17 protein-coding genes and 1 riboswitch are annotated in these 18,412 nt (G+C 65.8%); of the genes, 11 read left to right on the top strand and 6 right to left on the bottom strand.

Annotated features, from left to right (window positions below):
- Positions 1–35: 35 nt before the first annotated feature.
- From QQZ18_RS01770 to QQZ18_RS01760, 3 genes are read right to left on the bottom strand one after another with little or no spacing between them, the layout of a single operon-like run.
- Positions 36–1,022 carry a TRAP transporter substrate-binding protein gene (locus QQZ18_RS01770; protein ID WP_284537545.1) on the bottom strand — a complete coding sequence of 329 codons (987 nt, stop codon included), beginning with the start codon at positions 1,020–1,022 and terminating at the stop codon, positions 36–38.
- A gap of 23 nt (positions 1,023–1,045) precedes the next feature.
- Positions 1,046–2,842, bottom strand: coding sequence for a TRAP transporter large permease (locus QQZ18_RS01765; protein ID WP_284537544.1), 1,797 nt, complete (start codon positions 2,840–2,842; stop codon positions 1,046–1,048).
- A complete protein-coding gene (locus QQZ18_RS01760; protein ID WP_284537543.1) occupies positions 2,839–3,171 on the bottom strand; it encodes an NIPSNAP family protein in 333 nt (110 codons plus the stop codon). The genes QQZ18_RS01765 and QQZ18_RS01760 overlap by 4 nt, the downstream gene beginning before the upstream one ends.
- A gap of 48 nt (positions 3,172–3,219) precedes the next feature.
- Positions 3,220–3,322, bottom strand: a riboswitch (TPP riboswitch).
- Positions 3,323–3,477: 155 nt separating this feature from the next.
- On the opposite strand from QQZ18_RS01760, the gene QQZ18_RS01755 reads away from it, so the two are divergent.
- Genes QQZ18_RS01755 through QQZ18_RS01745 form a run of 3 tightly spaced genes read left to right on the top strand, consistent with a single transcriptional unit; the run spans position 3,478 to position 5,885 of the window.
- Positions 3,478–4,644: an aminotransferase gene (locus tag QQZ18_RS01755; RefSeq protein ID WP_284537542.1), complete on the top strand. Its 1,167-nt coding sequence runs from the start codon at positions 3,478–3,480 to the stop codon at positions 4,642–4,644.
- A 5-nt stretch (positions 4,645–4,649) separates the two neighbouring features.
- A complete protein-coding gene (locus QQZ18_RS01750) occupies positions 4,650–5,672 on the top strand; it encodes an asparaginase (protein WP_284537541.1) in 1,023 nt (340 codons plus the stop codon).
- A 30-nt stretch (positions 5,673–5,702) separates the two neighbouring features.
- Positions 5,703–5,885 carry a hypothetical protein gene (locus tag QQZ18_RS01745; RefSeq protein WP_284537540.1) on the top strand — a complete coding sequence of 61 codons (183 nt, stop codon included), beginning with the start codon at positions 5,703–5,705 and terminating at the stop codon, positions 5,883–5,885.
- 6 nt (positions 5,886–5,891) lie between these two features.
- Here QQZ18_RS01745 and QQZ18_RS01740 read toward each other — a convergent pair whose 3' ends face one another.
- Entirely contained in the window at positions 5,892–7,187 is a 1,296-nt protein-coding gene (locus QQZ18_RS01740) for an MFS transporter (RefSeq protein WP_284537539.1), read from the bottom strand.
- 33 nt (positions 7,188–7,220) lie between these two features.
- On the bottom strand, positions 7,221–7,619 hold the full coding sequence (locus QQZ18_RS01735) for a MarR family winged helix-turn-helix transcriptional regulator (RefSeq protein WP_284537538.1): 399 nt from the start codon (positions 7,617–7,619) through the stop codon (positions 7,221–7,223).
- A gap of 182 nt (positions 7,620–7,801) precedes the next feature.
- Here QQZ18_RS01735 and QQZ18_RS01730 point away from each other — a divergent pair, with 182 nt between their 5' ends.
- From QQZ18_RS01730 to QQZ18_RS01700, 7 genes are all read left to right on the top strand, one after another.
- Positions 7,802–8,986, top strand: coding sequence for a trans-sulfuration enzyme family protein (locus QQZ18_RS01730; protein ID WP_284537537.1), 1,185 nt, complete (start codon positions 7,802–7,804; stop codon positions 8,984–8,986).
- 232 nt (positions 8,987–9,218) lie between these two features.
- On the top strand, positions 9,219–10,235 hold the full coding sequence (locus tag QQZ18_RS01725) for a substrate-binding domain-containing protein (RefSeq protein WP_284537536.1): 1,017 nt from the start codon (positions 9,219–9,221) through the stop codon (positions 10,233–10,235).
- Positions 10,236–10,354: 119 nt separating this feature from the next.
- Positions 10,355–11,857: a sugar ABC transporter ATP-binding protein gene (locus QQZ18_RS01720; protein ID WP_284537535.1), complete on the top strand. Its 1,503-nt coding sequence runs from the start codon at positions 10,355–10,357 to the stop codon at positions 11,855–11,857.
- The gene (locus QQZ18_RS01715; protein ID WP_284537534.1) at positions 11,854–12,798 is read left to right on the top strand and encodes an ABC transporter permease; all 945 of its coding nucleotides are present in this window, start codon (positions 11,854–11,856) and stop codon (positions 12,796–12,798) included. The genes QQZ18_RS01720 and QQZ18_RS01715 overlap by 4 nt, the downstream gene beginning before the upstream one ends.
- Positions 12,799–12,810: 12 nt before the next feature.
- A complete protein-coding gene (locus QQZ18_RS01710) occupies positions 12,811–13,767 on the top strand; it encodes an ABC transporter permease (RefSeq protein ID WP_284537533.1) in 957 nt (318 codons plus the stop codon).
- Between the two features lie 5 nt (positions 13,768–13,772).
- The gene (locus QQZ18_RS01705) at positions 13,773–14,804 is read left to right on the top strand and encodes a LacI family DNA-binding transcriptional regulator (RefSeq protein ID WP_284537532.1); all 1,032 of its coding nucleotides are present in this window, start codon (positions 13,773–13,775) and stop codon (positions 14,802–14,804) included.
- Positions 14,805–14,838: 34 nt separating this feature from the next.
- Positions 14,839–16,083, top strand: coding sequence for a Gfo/Idh/MocA family protein (locus QQZ18_RS01700; protein WP_284537531.1), 1,245 nt, complete (start codon positions 14,839–14,841; stop codon positions 16,081–16,083).
- Between the two features lie 7 nt (positions 16,084–16,090).
- Here QQZ18_RS01700 and QQZ18_RS01695 read toward each other — a convergent pair whose 3' ends face one another.
- The gene (locus QQZ18_RS01695; RefSeq protein ID WP_284537530.1) at positions 16,091–16,666 is read right to left on the bottom strand and encodes a GNAT family N-acetyltransferase; all 576 of its coding nucleotides are present in this window, start codon (positions 16,664–16,666) and stop codon (positions 16,091–16,093) included.
- A 243-nt stretch (positions 16,667–16,909) separates the two neighbouring features.
- Here QQZ18_RS01695 and QQZ18_RS01690 point away from each other — a divergent pair, with 243 nt between their 5' ends.
- On the top strand, positions 16,910–18,400 hold the full coding sequence (locus QQZ18_RS01690; RefSeq protein ID WP_284537529.1) for an efflux transporter outer membrane subunit: 1,491 nt from the start codon (positions 16,910–16,912) through the stop codon (positions 18,398–18,400).
- Positions 18,401–18,412 lie beyond the last annotated feature (12 nt).

Below are 18,412 nucleotides of genomic sequence, written 5' to 3'. Positions count from 1 at the left end.
GCCGCCGCAAGGCGCGCCGGCTTTTTTGTCTGGCGCTACAGGGCGGCGAGGGCCTTGATCCGCTCGATGCCTCCGACCTTGGGCGCCAGCGACGTCCATACGTCCTCGGCCCCCTTCACCCAGGCGGCGCGGTCTTCCGGGGCTATCATCTGGCCGCCTGCCGCCTTCGCCGCCTCCATGGAGGTGATTTCGTCGGCCTCCATGAGCGTGTCGAAATAGGCTGAGGCTTCGGTGATCGCCGCGGCGAACACCGCCTTTTCGTCATCGGCGAGGCTGTTCCAGAAACCGGCCGACAGATAGACGGCACCGGTTGCCCAGATATGGGCGGTCTCGATGAGATAGGGTACCACTTCGTACAGACGGAAGCCGGCATAGGCCGACTTGGTGAGATCCATCATGTCGACGACGCCCGTCTTCAGGGCGTTATAGGTCTCGGTGATCGGGATGGGCGTCGGCAGCGCGCCGTAAGCCTTCCAGAGTTCGACATGCAGTGGGCTCTGGATGACGCGGATGCGCTTGCCGGCGACACCGCCCGGTGTCGTCACCGCCTCCTTGGCGAGCAGGTGACGGGCGCCGTAGTTGACGAAGCCCAGGGTGACGAAGCCCTGATCGGTCAGTTTGGCCTTGAACTCGTCGCCGATCGGGCCCGTGGTGGCGCGGCGGACGTGGTCGCGGTCGCGAAAGACGAAGGGCAGGTCGAAGAGCTGGGTTTCCGGCACCCAGGTCGACAGGGCCGACAGGGTGGACAGGCTGGCCTGGACCGAATCAAGACGGATGCCCTCGGCGACTTCCTTCTCGCCGCCCAGCGCCGCGTTGCCGACGATGCGAAAATCGAAACGGCCGGGAAGCCTGGCTTCGACGAGATCGCGCACCTTCACCCAGATCTTGGTCTCGGGCTTGTCGTCGCCAAGCAGCGAGGCGACCGTCAGCGCCCTGGGCGCGGCGCGAGCCGGCCGGATGACGGCGGGAAGGGCGAGAGTGGCGAGGCCGGCGGCAAAGACGCGACGCGTGAGGATAGGCACAGGAGTTTCTCCGCTTATCGAGGTCAAAGAAGAGCCCAGAGGGCGACGGCGATCGCCATCGCCGAGGTGGCGGCGATGAGGGTGAGGGTGAGTGGCAGCACGGCGCGGAACACTGCGCTGGCAGAGAGACCGGTGACCCCGGAGGCCACGAAGACGAGAACGCCGATGGGGGGCGTCAGGCCGCCGATCATCAGGTTGACGGTGAGAAGGACGCCGAAGGCCACCGGGTCGATGCCCGATGCGACGACCGAGGGCAGCAGCAGCGGCGCGAACAGCAGGATGCCGGGGCCGACATCCAGCGGCCCGCCGACGGCGAGCAGGATCAGGTTGGCGGCGAGCATCACGGCGAGCGGATTGCCGCCGAAACTCGTCACCCAACCGGCCAGGGCCTGAGGCAAGCCATCGATGGCCAGCAGGAACACCAGAGGCGCCGACGAGGCGACGAGGAGACCGATCGCCGCCGTCTCGCGTCCCGCTTGCAGGAAGGCCCGGAACGTGGCTTTGCCGCCATTCGGCCCGCTCAAGGCTGCGACCAGCGCATAGGCGCAGGCGACGGCGGCAGCCTCGGTGGGCGTGGCGATCCCGAGGCGGATGCCGAAGAAGACGACCAGTGCCAATCCGAACACGGGAACGGCCGCGAGGAAAGCGGCGACACGTTCATGCCGGTCGGCGGCGGGGCGGGGCGAGGTATCGGCCGAGACGTGCAGCATCGCCGCCATGGCCGCAGCCAGGATCAGCCCGGCCACCAGACCGCCTTCGAACAGCGCCCCGACCGACAGGTTGGTGGCCGAGGCAAGCAGCAGGAAGGCGATCGATGGCGGGATGATGTTGGGCAAGACGGCCGTGGCGGCGACAATTGCCGCCGCTTTCTCGGGCTTGACGCCATCGGCGACGAGAGCCGGCGCCAGGACTTTGGCGCCGAAGGCGGCGTCGGCGATCGACGAGCCGGAGACGCCCGAGAACATCAGATTGGTGACGAGCGTTGCCTGGGCCATGCCGCCGCGCCGGTGTCCGACCAGCGTCGATGCGAACCGGACGAGGCGGTGGGCCAAGCCTCCGACGCTCATCAGCATGCCGGCGAGGAGGAAGAAGGGGATGGCGAGCAACAGGAACTTGCCCAAGCCCGACACGGTCTGCTGCACGATAGCCGCCTCGGGCAGACGGGCGCCGAAGGGCACGGCGAAGGCGAGTCCGACGATCAGCGAGTGTACGAAGGGCGCGCCGACGAGGAGAGCGGCACAGGCGGCGGCGCAAGCGACGAGGCTGGGCAGGGCGACCGGTATGAACGGGGGCAGGTGCGGTAGGGCTGCGAGGCTCGTTCCACCGGCGACAACGGCAAGGATGAACAACCATGTCCGCCCCTGGGATAGGGAGCCGAGAATCAGGTGTGCCGCTGCCAGTGCGCCGCCGATCGCCACCGGCCAGAATCGCCAGCTCTCGGCTATGCCTAGCGTGGGGGAGGTGCCGCCGATCAGCACTGCCACCTTGCCGGCACCGTGCATCAGGACGAGGCTCGCGGCGAGCGTGACGGCGTCGGAGGCGCCATCGGCCAAATTCCGTCCCGTGGGACCGAGGTGGCGCGTCACCACATCGATGCGCATGGCGAGCGATCCGCTGGCACAGAGTGGCAGCCCGAGAAAGACCAGCGCCGTGTGCAGGAGAATGCCGAGATCCTCCGTGGCGACAAAGCCGGTCGAGAAGACGTAGCGCAGCAGCGTGGCGCCGAACACCAGCACCAGCAGGACCGCAAGAATGACTGAAAGCAGACCTGCGAGCAGGCGGTCGATCGCCTGGTGAAGTTGCGCGGCGATGGTCGTCATGGTCGCAGTCCGGCGCCGCCAAGCGGCGAAAACCACGTCGGTTTGAGAATGCGGCTCTTCATCGTCTGCACGTAGGGGGCCGCCTTGGCGCGGAAGGCCTGCCAGGCGGGGTCGGCCTCCATGGCGGCGCGGCGGCGCTCGCGATCGGCGAGGTCGTCGTACTGCCAGATGTGGACGACGTCGTTGACCGTGCCGATGTCCTGGGTGAACCAGCCGATCAGCTTGCCGAGGTGGCCGGTCTGGATCGCCATGCCCTCGCGGACATAGAGGTCGAGATAGGTGCCGACATGCGCCGGCGCGATGGTGTAGGTGCGTTCGTCGAGAATCATGGTCGTTCGGCCGTCGTTGGAATTGCGGGCGGCGGAACGCGTCAGGCGACTGTCTGCATGGCTCTATCCCTCCGCCGGCATGACCCGGATCAGGTTCGTCGGGTTGGAGAAACTCCTCTCAGCCCCGAATGGGGCACCCCGTGAGATGTGACGAGCTTAGCTGGATGATCCCCATCGCGCCAGAGGCGATGGCCTCGATCCGTGACATCGAGCTATGCGCGCGGGGAGGACGTCGCGGCCGCAAACGGCTTGTGGGGGCGCTGGCGGTCCACTAGGGTCGGCGGGTTTTGCAACGATCGATCGACAATGAAACCGACCAATCCCATCTTCACCGGCCTTCCCACCACCATCTTCGAAGTCATGTCCGGCCTTGCCCGTGACACAGGCGCCATCAATCTCGGCCAGGGCTTTCCCGACGTCGACGGTCCGGAGGAGGTGCGCCGCGTCGCCGCCGAGGCTTTCCTTGCCGGTCCCAACCAATACCCGCCGATGATGGGACTGCCGGCGCTGCGACAGGCGGTCGCGGCGATCAACCGACGCTTCTACGGTCTCGATGTCGATTGGCAGACAGAGGTGATGGTGACGTCCGGCGCCACCGAGGCGCTCGCCGATGCGATTCTCGGTCTCGTCCGTCCCGGCGACGAGGTGGTGCTGATCGAGCCGCTCTACGACAGCTATCTGCCCATCGTCCGGCAGGCCGGCGGCATCGCCAAGACGGTTCGCATCGCTCCGCCCAACTGGGAGGTCGACCCGCAAGCACTTGCGGCCGCCTTCTCGGACCGCACCAAGGCGATCCTGATCAACACGCCGATGAATCCGGCGGGCAAGGTGTTCTCGCGTGAGGAGCTGGACCTGATTGCCGGCCTCTGCCTGAAGCACGACGCGGTGGTGATCTCGGACGAGGTCTATGAACACCTCGTATTCGATGGCAAACGGCACATCTCGCCGATGCAGATTCCCGGCATGCGCGATCGCGTCGTCCGCATCGGGTCGGCCGGCAAGACCTTTTCGCTGACCGGTTGGAAGGTGGGCTACGTCACCGCCTCGCCGGCGCTGATGGAGCCGATCGCCAAGGCGCACCAGTTCGTCACCTTTACGACGCCTCCCGCTCTCCAGACGGCCGTGGCGCACGGGCTGTCATTTGGGGACGACTATTTCGATGGCTTCGCCGCCGGCTTGCAAGCCAAGCGCGACCGTCTCTCGAAGGGGCTTGCGACGCTCGGGTTTTCCGTGCTGGCTTCGGCCGGCACGTATTTCGTGGTGACCGACACCGGACCGCTCGGCATTGACGACGACGCCGAAGCCTGCCTCAGAATGACGCGAGAGGCCGGCGTCGCCGCCGTGCCGGTTTCCGCCTTCTATGCTTCGGAACCGCCAAAGCGGTTCATACGCTTCTGCTTTTCCAAGCGCGACGAGGTGCTCGACGAGGCCATTGCCCGTCTCTCCGCCTGGATCGACAAACAGGGACGATGAGTTCGATGGAAAATCCGGTTCTGGTCGAAGTCACGCGCGGCTCCATCGTCGAGAGCTTTCACCGGGGGGCGGTCGCGATCGTCGATGGCGACGGCCGACTGGTCTCCGGTGTCGGCGACATCGAGAGGCCCAGCTTTCCCCGCTCGGCGGTGAAGCCATTCCAGGCGCTTCCCTTTCTTGAAAGCGGGGCCGCCGACCGCTTCGGCTTCGGCGACGCGGAGCTGGCGCTTTCCATGGCGTCCCACAATGCCGAGCCCCGGCATGTGGAAACCGCCCGGGCGATGCTTGCCGCCGCCGGCCTCGACGAAACCTGTCTTGCCTGTGGCCCACACTGGCCGGGACGACATGACGATCAGGGCGAGTTGCATCGGCGCGGTGAAAAGCCGGGTCGTATCCACAACAACTGCTCGGGCAAGCACACAGGGTTTCTCTGCACCTGCGTCGTCACGGGGACCGACCCCAGAGGATATGAACAGGCGGAGCATCCAGTGATGCGCGAGGTGATCGCAGCTGGTGCCTCGATGACCGGCACGCCGCATGCGACCGATATTTGCGGCACCGACGGCTGCTCCATTCCAACCTTCGCCGTGGCCCCAAGGGCGCTCGCCCATGGGTTCGCCCGTTTCGTGACGGGTGTCGGCCTGACGGCGACGCGAGCACGCGCCGCCGAGCGCCTGAGGCTGGCCGCCGCTGCCGAACCGTTCATGATCGCGGGGACCGGGCGCTTCTGCACGCGGGTAATGACAGCTCTTGGCAATCGCGTACTGGTGAAAACCGGCGCCGAGGGCGTGTTCATCGGGGCGATCAAGGAACTCGGACTTGGTATTGCGCTGAAGATAGACGATGGTGCCGGACGGGCCTCGGAGGTGGCGATGGCCCGAATTCTGTTCGATCTTTTGAAACTCACCCCCGATGATCCGGGTTATGCCGAGATGAGGGCCCTCGTCAGCCCTCCGGTCAAGACCTGGGCGGGCGACACGGTCGGCGAAATCCGCGTCACCGCGGCGCTTGACGGCGTTACCGGCTGAGAGGCGGCATCAAGGCAAACGGAGGACAGCATGGGTGAGGTCGTCAAACTCGACAAGAAGGCGCGCGAAGCGCGCAAGAAGGCCGAGGCCGCCCGCGCGGCGGGTAGTGGCGCGTCATCCGGCACCCGTTCATCGCCCGGAGGGCGGCCGATCGCCGCCATCGCCGGCGGTGCGATCCTCGTTCTGATGATCGTCGTGACCTTCTTCCTGTAGCGGCGCTCAGGCCGCTTGCGGCTGTGGCTCCGCCGGTTCGCGCTTGCGATCGATGGTGAGACAGAGGGCCGCCGCCACGAGGCAGAAGCCGCCGGCCACCACGAGAGCCGGCACGTAGCTTTCAAGGTCGGTGCGGCTCCAGCCCGCGCCGTAGGCGGCGGTGGCCGCGCCGAGCTGGTGACCGGCAAACACCCAGCCGAAGACGAGCCCGGCCTTCTCGGCACCGAAACGCTCGGCCGAGATCTTCACGGTCGGCGGCACCGTCGCCACCCAGTCGAGGCCGTAGAAGACGGCAAAGCCGGCGAGCAGAAGCGGGTCGAATCCGGTCAGCGGCAGATAGAGCAGCGAAAGCCCGCGCAGGCCATAATACCAGAACAGAAGCCAGCGATTGTCGTAGCGGTCGGACAGCCAGCCGGACAGCAGCGTGCCGGCGAAATCGAACAGGCCGACGAAGGCCAGGAACCCCGCTGCGCTGACCGGGCGGATGCCATAGTCGCCACAGATGGATACCCAGTGCGTCTGGATCAGGCCATTGGTCGACAGGCCGCAGACGAAGAAGGTCACGAACAGCACCCAGAAGACATAGGAGCGCGAGGCGTCGCGCAGGCCAAGTAGTGGCGCCGACACGAGCGTCAACAGGCCGGCCGTGCGGGGTGGGGCGGCTTGGTATGCACCTCCCATGGGCGCAAGACCGACATCGGCCGGCCGATCGCGCATCAACACCAGCACGCCGACCAGCGCGACGGCGAGGAGGGCAACAACCAGGCCCAGGGCGACCCGCCACCCCCACGCCTCGGTGGCCGCGGCGATCACCGGCAGGAAGATGAGCTGCCCGGTGGCGTTGGACGCGGTGAGCAGGCCGACCACCAAGCCGCGCCGGCTGACGAACCAGCGGGTCGCCACCGTTGCGCCGAGCACCTGCGCCGTCATGCCCGTGCCGAAGCCGATGATAAGCCCCCAGAACAGCATCAGCTGCCAGAGTTCGGTCATGGTGACCGAAAATCCGAAGCCGGCGATGATCAGGAAAAGGGCAGTGACGACCACCCGGCGGACGCCAAAGCGGTTCATCAGCGCTGCCGAGAAGGGCCCCATCAGACCGAACAGGACCAGGCGGACGGCGAAGGCGGTGGAAATATCGGAGTTCTTCCAGCCGAACTCGGCCTCGAGCGGCCGCAGCATGACGCCCGGTGCACCAAGGGCTCCTGCCGTTGCCAGCATGGTGACGAAGGTGACGGCGGCGACCACCCAGCCATAGTGAACGTTGCGACGGGCAAAGAAGGCCGGGAGGGCGGACGTCGTCATCGGCGGGCTTTCGTGAGAAGGAGCGACGGGGACTTAAAGAGCGCCGGAAATCGCGGTGATCGCCCTGATCTGGTCGGGGCCGAGCATGGCCTCGATCTCGGCCTGCGCCGTTTGCCAGAGCGGCGCGGCGGCGGCGAGACGGTGTCGGCCCGTCTCGGTGAGCGTCAACATGCAGCGCCTGCCGTCGCCACAACTGGTTTCCTCGACGAGCTCGTGCTTTCCCAGAACCTGGGCGTTACGACCGATGGTGGATCGGTCGAGGTCGCAGGCGGCCGCGAGCTCGGAAATCGAAAGCTCTCCGGCACGATCAATCTTCTTCAAGAGCTTGTATTGGGCAAGCGTTAGCCCGACCTCGCCAAGGTGCCGGTCGTAGATGGCAGTCGTCTTGCGCGCCGCAGTTCTGAGGAGGTCGCAATAGCACGGTGAATCCATGACGCGGGTATATACCCCTATTTTGTTGCCTTCAAGTGGCCCCCAAGGCGATTGCGGATACGGACGAGAAGAAGGAAAGAAAATGCGCCGAAGGGTGCAATGGCGGAATTCTGTTCCTTAGGACGCTCCGGCGGCGGGGCTAATGTGCGGACAACTGTGCCGCACCAACCGGGAGAAGATTCATGAAGATCGAGACCCAGTCCATCCACGCCGGCCTGCCGGCCGCCCAGTCCGGCGAACCGGTTCTCAGCCCGCTGGTTCCGGCTTCGAGCTTCTATGCTCATCCCGACGACATCGGCTTTTCGGCCAATGATCTCAACGACCGGGCTCCCCATTTCTACACGCGGTGGAGCAATCCGACCGCCGCCGCCCTAGAAGCGAGGCTTGCCGCCCTCGACGGCGGGGAGGCGGCACTGACATTCGCAAGCGGCATGTCGGCGATAACCGGGTTGTTTTTCAATCGGCTGAAGGCCGGTGACCATCTCGTCCTCTCCAACGTCTGCTATGCCGGCGTCGCCGAGTTCGCCCATGACAGCTTGCCCAACCTCGGCATCGCGGTGAGCGCCGTCGATACCTCCAACCCCGCGAAGGTGGCGGCGGCGATCCGTCCCGAGACGAAGCTCGTTCACATCGAGACGCCGGCTAACCCGATTCTCCGTCTGTCCGACATTTCGGCCATTGCCGGAATCGTCCATGCCGCCGGCGCCCAACTCTCGGTCGATTCCACCATGGCGACGCCAGTTGCTACGCGGCCGCTGGAGTTTGGTGCCGATTTCGTCGTTCATTCGCTGACCAAATACGCCTGCGGCCATGGAGATGCGCTGGGCGGCGCGGTGATCGGCAAGGCCGATGCCATCGCCGATTTCAGGAAAACGTCGCTGATCCATCTCGGAGCCGCGCTCAATCCCTTCGCAGCCTGGCTGATCCTGCGGGGCCTTGAGACCTTGCCGATCCGCATGAAGGCGCACGAGGAGAATGCTCGTGCCGTATCGAGCTTCCTTGAGACCCATCGGCGCGTGAAGCGCGTTTACTGGCCTGGTGCCTTGAGCCACCCGCAACATGACCTCGCCGTCCGCCAGATGCGGAACTTCTCGGGCATGGTGTCCTTCGTTGCGGATGACGGTCCGGCATTGGCCCGGCGGTTCGCCGACCGGCTCAAGACGGTGGCCTATGCCGTTTCGCTCGGCAAGACGCGCAGCCTGCTGTTCCACATTCCAGCCGACGATCTGATCGCCTCGTCCTTCCACCTCGAGGGGGACGATGCGGCTGCCTATCGCGACTGGACCGGCGAGGGGACTTTCCGCCTTTCCGTCGGGCTTGAGAACGCAGCCGACATCATCGCAGATCTCGACGCGGCACTCGGCTGAGCGGCGCGCAGAAACCTCTGCTTCCCAAGGTTGTCAGGCGCCCAGACTATAGGCGAAAGGACCTATTGACGACCAATGTAACCGGTTACATCATGCCTGCCGGGCAGTGAGGGCCCATGGGATCGTTTCGCCGCGGGCAGATGCCGGCGAGCGAAGGTCCCTGAGGAAACGACAGCAAACGACATGGCCGGCGGACCGGAAAACCGGTTTGCGGCGCGTCAGGGAGGCGACAATGAAATCAGTTCTGTTGGCGGCGGGCATCGCCGTGGCCGCGGTTGGCGCGGCATCGGCGGCCGATACGTTCACCATCGGCCTGTCGAATGGCTGGGTCGGCAGCGAGTGGCGCACCCAGATGATCGAGGAGGCGCAGGCTGCCGCCAAGGCATGGGCCGACAAGGGCGTCACCGTAAACGTCGTCGTGCAGTCGGCCAACGTCGACGTGCAAGGCCAGATCGGCAACGTCCGCAACTTCATCAATCAGGGCGTCGACGCCATCATCATCAATCCGAACAGCCCGACGGCGTTCGATCCGATCTTCGCCCAGGCCAAGGCCAAGGGCATTCTGGTGGTCGCCACCGATGCCGAGGTGTCGTCGAAGGACGCCATCTACGTCGGTATCGACCAGAAGGGCTGGGCGATGAAGTCGGCCGAGTGGCTGGCCAACACGCTGGGCGGCAAGGGCAATGTCGTCACCATCAACGGCGTTGCCGGCCATCCGGCCAACCAGATGCGCGTCGAGGGCTACACGGAAGTCTTCAAGAAGTTCCCCGACATCAAGATCCTCAACGAGGCCAACGCGAACTGGGACCAGGCGCAGGGTCAGCAGACGGCGCAGACGCTGCTCGCCACTTATCCCGACATCAATGGCATCTGGGTGCAGGACGGCATGGCCGCCGGTACGTGGCGCGCGATCATGGCGGCCGGCAAGCAGAAGTCGATCGTTGCCACCGGCGAGATCCGCAAGGACTTCATGGATCTCTGGTCGAAGGAAGGCCTGACGTCCGGCGCCTCCGTCAATCCTCCGGGCGTGATGGCCTCGGCGCTCAACGTCGCGGTCCTGAAGCTGCAGGGCAAGGAGTTCAAGGACGGCGTCTTCGCCGGTGTCTATGGCAATGCCATATACATCCCGATTCCGTTCGTCTCCAACGACAACCTGGCTGAGAAGCTGAAGGAATCCGAAGGCAAGCCGGGCTACTGGTCAGTGACCGACGTCGTGTCGATCGACGACGCGGCCAAGTTCTTCAAGTAAACTCCTGAGCGGGCCGGTCCTTCTTCCTCCCGGATCGGCCCGTCTTTTTCGCTTCGTCCGACGTGCGCGGTTCGCGCGTGCGACGGTTCTCTGTTGCCGATCCGAATCCGGATGCTCCGATGCAACCAGTTCTTCGTGCCAGCGACATATCCAAAAGCTTCGGCGCCGTGCACGCGCTCGACCAGGCCCGTCTGACGGTGGAGCGCGGCGAGATTCATGCGCTGCTCGGTGCCAACGGCTGCGGCAAGTCGACGCTCTGCAAGATCATCGCCGGCACGGTCGGCCTCGATGCCGGTGAGGTATTGATCGACGGACAGGCGGCGGCCCTCGGTTCGCCGCGTCTCGCCGAAGAGCAGGGCGTGGCGCTGTTCTACCAGGAGCTTTCGCTGGTGCCGCAGCTGTCGGTCGGCGAGAATGTCTTCCTCGGCCGCGAGCCGCGCGATCGCCTTGGCTTCACGGACCGCGCCGCCATCCAGCGCGAGACCGAGGCGCTGATCGCTCGTGTCGCAGCGGTGGCCGGCAAGGGATTCACGCCGGACGCCCGTGTTTCGGACCTGTCTCCGGATCAGCGCCAACTGGCCGAAATCCTGAAGGTTCTGGCGCGCAAGCCCAAGATCATCATCTTCGACGAGGCGACGGCGACGCTCGATCGCCGACAGGTCGAGGTGTTCTTCGAAATCCTGCGCGAGCTCAAGGCCGAAGGCGTCTCCTCCATTTTCATCTCGCACCGCATGGACGAGGTGTTCGCCATCGCCGACCGCATCACGGTGATGCGCAACGGCCAGACGGTGGCCGAGTTCGCCGCGGCCGAGACCGACCGCTACGCCGTGGTCTACGCCATGGTCGGCGAAACCGGCGCCATCGCCGCGTCTGTTCGCGATCACAAGCCGCTTGAAGGCGATGCTCGCCTCGCGGTGAAGGATGTGCGTGCGGCCCGTCTGGGGCCGGTCTCGTTCACGGCTCGGCGCGGGGAAATCCTCGGACTTGGCGGGCTGCAAGGGCAGGGGCAGAAGGCTCTGCTTGCCGGCCTCTTCGGCGCCGAACCGTTTCAGAGCGGCTCCGTCAGCCTCGATGGCGTCGACGTCACGGCGCATCGGCCAGCCGACGCGATGGCCCACCGCATCGCCTATGTTTCCGGTGATCGTGGCCGAGACAGTGCGTTGCCCGGCCGCTCGATCTTCGAGAACACCGCGATAGCGAGTCTGGTGCGCGAGAGACGGCATGTCGTGCCCGGCGCGGTTTTCCGCGGGCGCTTCGCCGAGGTGCTGGCCGGGCTCAACACCCGTTACTCCGGTCTCGACGCGCCAATCGGTTCGCTCAGCGGCGGCAACCAGCAGAAGGTGTTCATCTCGCGCTGGCTGTCACCGGCGCCGGGTCTCCTGTTGCTGGACGACCCCACCAAGGGGATCGATCTTGGCGCCAAGGGCGATTTCTATCTCCTCGCGCGCAAGCTCGCCGACGAAGGGGCGACCGTGATCATCTACTCTTCCGAGGACAGCGAACTCCTTTCCCTCTGCGATCGGGTGCTGGTGTTGAACGGTGGCAGCATCACCGCCGATCTGACCGGCGACCGGCTGACGCCCTTCGAGCTGACACGCGCTTCCTACGGAGACGCGGCATGACGGGGCTCAGAAAACTCGGCGGTCGCACCTGGATCGTGACGGCGGCGGCGCTCGTCGTTCTTCTCATCGTCAATACGGTGCTGCAGTCCAATTTCCTGGAACCGTCGGTCGTCCAGTCGAACCTCACCACGTTCCTGCCGTTGGTTCTGGTGGCGATCGGCCAGACCTACGTCATCCTGGGCGGCGATATCGACCTGTCGGTCGGGGCCATCGTGGCGCTCGTCAACGTCGTTACCGTCACGGTAATCGCCGCGTTCGGCGGTGATGGCACGGCCGTCGTTGTCGGCCTTCTGGTCGGCATGGGCGTCGGGGCCGGGTGCGGTCTCGTCAATGGCCTGATCATCGCCGGTCTGCGCTTCCAGCCGATCGTGACCACATTTGCGACGTCGATCGTCTTCTCCGGTCTTGCCCTCTGGGTATTGCCGCAGGCGGGCATGCCGGTGCCCGAACCCTATTGGCGTACCTATGCCGGAACGATTGCCGGCGTGCCGACGGTCTACGTGATCTATCTCCTGGCTTTCCTGATCGCCGCCTTCCTGGCTTCGCGGCCGTTCATGACGCGCCTCAAGGCGGTTGGCGGCCTCAGGACCGCCGCCTTTCAGACCGGCCTCGAACTCGGGCGGCTGCGAGTTTCGGCTTTCATGCTGTCGGGCCTGTTCGGCGCCTTTGCCAGCCTCTGCCTCACCGGCGAGACGGCGAGCGGCGATCCTCTCATGGGGCAGACGCTGGCGATGTCGGCGATCTCGGCGGTGGTGCTCGGCGGGACGGCGCTTGCCGGCGGCGTCGGCGGCACGCTGGGCTCGGTCCTCGGCGCCTGGGTGGTCGGCATGATCGGCTCGGTCATCTTCTTTGCCGGCCTGCCGTTCGAGTACCAGACCCTGGTCCAGGGCCTGATCATTCTCGCCGCGCTGGCCGGCGGCGTCCTCGTCACCCGGCGCTGAGGAGGGAGAGCCATGAACCGCTTCGTCGACCTCGCGAAGAACCCGCTGCTGATCTCCTCCGTCGCCATCCTGGCCCTGCTCGTCATCGGCGAACTGGTGTCGCCCGGCTTTGCGCGCGGCGACCAGATCGTCCGCCTCCTGACCGTGTCAGCCATCCTCGGCATCGCCGCGGCCGGGCAGAACCTCGTCATTCTCGGCGGGCGCGAGGGCATCGACCTTTCCATCGGTGCCGTCATCTCGCTCGGCGCCGTCATCGCCGGCAATGTGATGAACGGCTCCGATGCCGCCATACCCATGGCGTTTGCCGCAGCTTGCTTTGCCGGCTTCATGATCGGCATCGTCAACGGCCTCGGCGTTACATACCTGCGCATTCCCCCCCTCGTCATGACGCTGGGCATGATGGGCGTCATCCAGGGCGGCCTCGTCGTGTTGTCGCGCGGCGTACCATCCGGCAATGCGGCGCCGGCGCTGATGGCCTTCGTCAATCGTTCGGCTTTCCTCGGCATCCCCGGCATCCTGTTCGTCTGGGCGGCGATCATCGTGCTGATGGCGCTCATGCTGAAGCGGACGCGCTTCGGCTGGTCGATCTACGCCGTCGGGTCCAACGAGAACGCGGCCATTCTCACCGGTCTTCCGGCTCGTCGCATCCGCGTGCTGCTCTACGGCCTTGCCGGCCTGTTCGGCGGCTTCACCGGCGTCTGCGTCATTGGCTACACCGGCAACTCGTTCATCAGCGTCGGCGACCAGTACGTGCTGCCGTCGGTAATTGCCGTGGTGATCGGCGGCACGTCCCTGGCAGGCGGCGCCGGCTCCTATACCGGCACGGCGCTTGGCGCCATCGCACTCATCCTGCTTCAGAGCGTGCTCACCACGCTCAACCTGGAGTTCTGGGGGCGGCAGGTGATCTTCGGCGTGACGCTGCTGCTCCTGATGCTGCTCTACGGGCGGCAGGCACGGTTGAGGGTGTGATCGCCATGTCGCCTTCCGCAAACATTCGAGACGTCGCCGCCATGGCGGGCGTGTCGGTGGCGACCGTGTCGCGCACGCTCAAGAACCCGGACCTCGTGCGGCCGGAGACGCGCGAGACCGTGCTGCGCTGCGTGGCCGCGCTCGGCTTCGTTCCGAACGCTCAGGCGCGCCATTTCCGGCGGCAGGCCACCGACACGGTCATCCTGCTGGTGCGCGACATTTCCAACCCGTTCTATCTCGACGTCTTCAAGGGGGTGGAGGATGTCGCCTCGTCGGCTGGATACAAAGTGCTGATGGGCGATGCCCGTTCCGACCCGGCCCGAGTTCACCACTATATCGACATGGTGCGAGAGCGGCACGCCGATGGGCTGATCCTGATGACCGGATCGATGCCCGTGGAGCTTGAGGATGCGGGACTGCCGCCTATGGTGGTGGCGCTCGAGTATCTGCCGACACGCAAGCTGCCGACCGTGCAAATCGACAACGAAGGCGCCGCCGCCATGGCGACACGGCATCTTCTGGATCTCGGACACACGGCGATCGCCCATCTCAGCGGTCCGGTGCCGGAGGTGATGAGCGTCGCCCGCGTCGCCGGCTGGCGCAGGACGCTGACCGAAGCCGGATTTCCCCCCGACGAGCGACTGGCGGTTCGTGGCGACTACAGCCTCGCCTCAGGCGAGGCGGCCATCGACGAGCTCTACGGACGGGGCGTGTCCTTCTCGGCCCTCTTCGCCTCAAACGACGAAATGGCGGTCGGCGCCATCAACCGGTTGAGGGAGCGGGGCATTTCGGTGCCCGATGACGTTTCCGTGGTCGGCTTCGACGACACCATCTTCGCCGTGGCCTGCAATCCGCCGCTGACCACCGTCCGCCAGCCGCAACGCGACATCGGCGTCGAAGTCATGCGGCTGATGATCGAGCGGCTGGCAGGTCGCCTTCCGCCGGACGCCAAGGTGGTCATGCCGACCGAACTCGTCGTTCGCTCGTCGACCGCACTCGCCAAGCCGGAGGGCCGGACGGCCGCCGGAACCCGATAAGGCAATAACGACAAGAAACCTGGGAGGACCAGAGATGACGACCGACTTTCCGCGCCAGACCCTCCGCATCGGCTTCATTGGCAGCGGCTTCATCGCCCATTTCCATCTGAAGTCGCTCGTCGGCGTCCGCAATGTCGAGGTGACCGGCGTCTATTCGCCGACCGAAGGCAAGCGCCGGGCATTTGCCGAGGCCGTGAGCGATCTCGATCTCGGGACATGTACCGCCCACCCGACGCTGGAAGCGCTGCTGACGGCGCCCGACGTCGATGCCATCTGGGTGCTGTCTCCCAACTACACCCGCCTCGACGTGATGCGGGCTCTGCATGATCTCAAGACGGCCGGCCGCTCGACCATCTACGCCGTCGCCTGCGAAAAGCCGCTGGCCCGGACGCTGCGTGAGGCGCGCGAAATGTTGCGGCTCGTTGAGGACGCCAAGCTCATCCACGGCTACCTCGAAAATCAGGTGTTCTCCACCGCGGTCATGCGCGGCAAGGACATCATCTGGCGGCGGGCGGTCCCGGCCGCAGGCCGTCCCTATCTGGCGCGCGCAGCCGAAGAGCATGCCGGCCCGCACGAGCCCTGGTTCTGGAAGGGCGATCAGCAGGGCGGCGGCGTGCTGCTCGACATGATGTGCCACTCCGTCGAGGTGGCGCGCTTCCTGCTGACTCGACCGGGCGCGCCTCGCTCGTCGCTTAAGCTGAAGTCGGCCACCGGCGCCATCGCCTGTCTCAAGTGGACGCGACCGAACTACGCGGCCGAACTCAAGGAGCGCATGGGGCCGACTGTCGATTACGGCCGGCGGGCCAGCGAGGATTTCGCGCGCGGCATGATCACGCTGGAGGATGATCTCGGACAGGAAGTGATCATCGAGGCGACCACTTCCTGGGCCTATGTCGGCGCCGGCTTGCGTATCCAGCTTGAGCTGCTCGGACCGGAATACGCGCTGGAGTTCTCCTCGCTCAACACCGGTCTCAAGGTGTTCATGTCGCGCCGGGTCAGCGGCAGCGAAGGCGAAGACCTGGTCGAGAAGCAGAATGCCGAGCAGGGGCTGATGCCGGTGCTGGAGGATGAGGCCGGCGTCTATGGCTACACCGACGAGAACCGTCACATGGTCGAGCGCTTCCGCAAGGGACAGGCGCCCGACGAAACCTTTGCCGACGGCGTGGCGGTGATCGAGATGCTGATGGCCCTCTACAAGTCTGCCGAGGAGGGACGCACGGTCCATTTCGACCGGGAGGACCTGTCCGACTTCGTGCCGGCGGTCGGCCGCCCCGAATGAATGGGCGCTACGCCTTCTGCGCGAGGAACTCGTCGCGCAGGAGGCCGTAGCAAAGCGAACCGGTGATCGACCCATCGGGGTGTCGCTTGTCGGCGCGCACGTGGCCCTCTTGGCGCATGCCAAGTCGCTCGGCGATGCGCCGGCTAGCGACGTTGGTATCGTCGCACCAGAGGCCGACGCGCAAGGCGCCGCACTCGCCGAACAATGCGTCGACCGCAGCCGTCGCCGCTTCCAGAACGTACCCCTGCCTGACATGGGCCTCATCGCAGAAGTAGCCGATCAGGTAGCCCGGCAGGTCGGCATTGGTGACGCCGATGTAGATCTGCGCGACAAAAGCTCCGTCGTCACGGCGAAAGACGCCGAGAAACGCAGCCTTGCCAGCCTGCGCCTCCTCCTCGAACCCGCGAATTGCGGCCACGGCATCGGCCTCGGTGGCGATCGTCATCGCCGCGTTGTCCCGCTCATGGCGGGCAAGGTGCGCCCGGTTGCGCAGCGACATCGTCGCATACCAGGCGGCATCGTCCTGTGTATAGCGACGCAGGGTCAGGCGTTTCGTGCAAAGGCTTGAGGGAAGGGCGGGCATCGGGCACACTCGCTTACGTTGTTCAACGTTGCTGAGAACTGGCCCCCGATCGGCTGCCCGTCAACCGTCGTGTAACTCCCGACATATCGTTGCGTTATGTGTCTGAAGCTGCTGCGGGGCGGTTGCGTTCAAAAAACGGTGAGTTGCCGGCATCCGTTACACTTTTAAACCTCTTTTGATTTGCCGGCCGGCGTCGAAGCGGTCCAAATCGTAACGGTTCAAAAAGGGATAGTCAGCTCAGCCATGATTTTGCGCGCGGATACGAAGGTCAAAGGTTCCTCCTCATTCCGCCGCGCAGCGGGGATCAGTCTCCCGCTTCTCGGCTTGCTGTTGTCGGGTTGTGCCGTCGGGCCCGACTACATGGTACCGCGCCTGGCGCTGCCGGCGAGTTGGAGTTCTTCCGGCGCCGAGACGCCGGCACGTCCGGTCGAACTCGGGCGCTGGTGGGAACGTCTCGGCGACAAGGAGCTGAACGCGTTGGTCGAGGAAGCCGTTGCCGGCAATCTCGATGTTGCCGCCGCCAAGGCGAAAATCCGCACGGCGCGCGCCGCCGAGCGGCAGACGAACGCGGCGCTGGCGCCATCGGCCGATGCGTCGTCATCGGCCTCGCGGCAGAAGGCCCAGGGCGAGATACGCAACCAGTTCAAGGGTGGCTTCGACGCATCGTGGGAACTCGATCTGTTCGGCGCCAACGCACGCTCGTCAGAGGCGGCGAGCTACGGCCGTCAGGCGGCTGACGAGGATCTCAACTCGGTTCTCCTGACGCTGGTCGGCGACGTCGCCTCGAACTACGTGGCTGCACGCGGCTATCAGGCGCGCATGGCGCTGGCTCGGCAAAGCGCGGCGTCGCAACGCGAGACGGCTGGGCTGACCCGGAAGAAGTTCGAGGCGGGATCGGCCTCGGCGGTCGACGTCTCCAACGCCGAGGGACAGGCCGCGAGCACCGAAGCCAGGCTGCCCGACCTCCAGACGGCTTACTCAGAAGCCGTTCATCGCCTGGCGGTTCTGACCGGCCGCGCCCCTGCCGAACTCGACGCCCGCATGAAGAGGGGCGGAGCCATTCCGAGGCCGCGCCAGCCCGTGCCGACCGGCCTGCCGGCCGATCTCCTCGCCAATCGGCCGGACATCCGCAAGGCGGAGCGTGAGTATGCGCAGGCGACGGCCAAGATCGGCGCCGCAACTGCCGCGCGCTATCCCTCGATCAGCCTGTCCGGGGCCATTGCCACGACGGCGACGAATGTGGGCGATCTCGGGAAATCCTCGTCGATCTCATGGAGCCTGGGGCCATCCCTGTCGGTGCCGATCTTCAACGCCGGCAAGCTCGCCGCCGCGCAGGAAGTCGCCGAGGCTACCCGCGACCAGTATTTTGTCGCCTACAAGGCGTCCGTGCTCGGGGCGCTGGAAGATGTCGAGAACGCCATCGTCGCGTTCCGGCAGGAGCGCATCAAGAACGGTCGTCTGTCCGCCGCCACGCAGGCCTATCGCAAGGCGTCGGAGCTGGCGCAGTCTCTCTATCAGTCGGGCTCCTCGAGCTTCCTCGACGTGCTCGACGCGGAGCGTTCGCTCTATTCGGCCGAGGACTCACTGCTCACCAGCACGGTTGCCATCGCCGATAACTACATCGCTCTCAACAAGGCGCTCGGCGGCGGCTGGGACGGTGTGGTCGACGCCTCGAAGCCGGAAGTGGTGGATACCAAGACCGGCCCGCGTCTGCGCACCGCGGCCGCCAACTGATCCAATGGCCTT

This window comes from Pleomorphomonas sp. T1.2MG-36, assembly GCF_950100655.1.
In the GTDB taxonomy this organism is placed as follows: Bacteria; Pseudomonadota; Alphaproteobacteria; order Rhizobiales; family Pleomorphomonadaceae; genus Pleomorphomonas.
The sequence above is the reverse complement of the archived record's forward strand: the minus strand, read 5'-3'. Positions and strand labels throughout refer to the sequence as shown.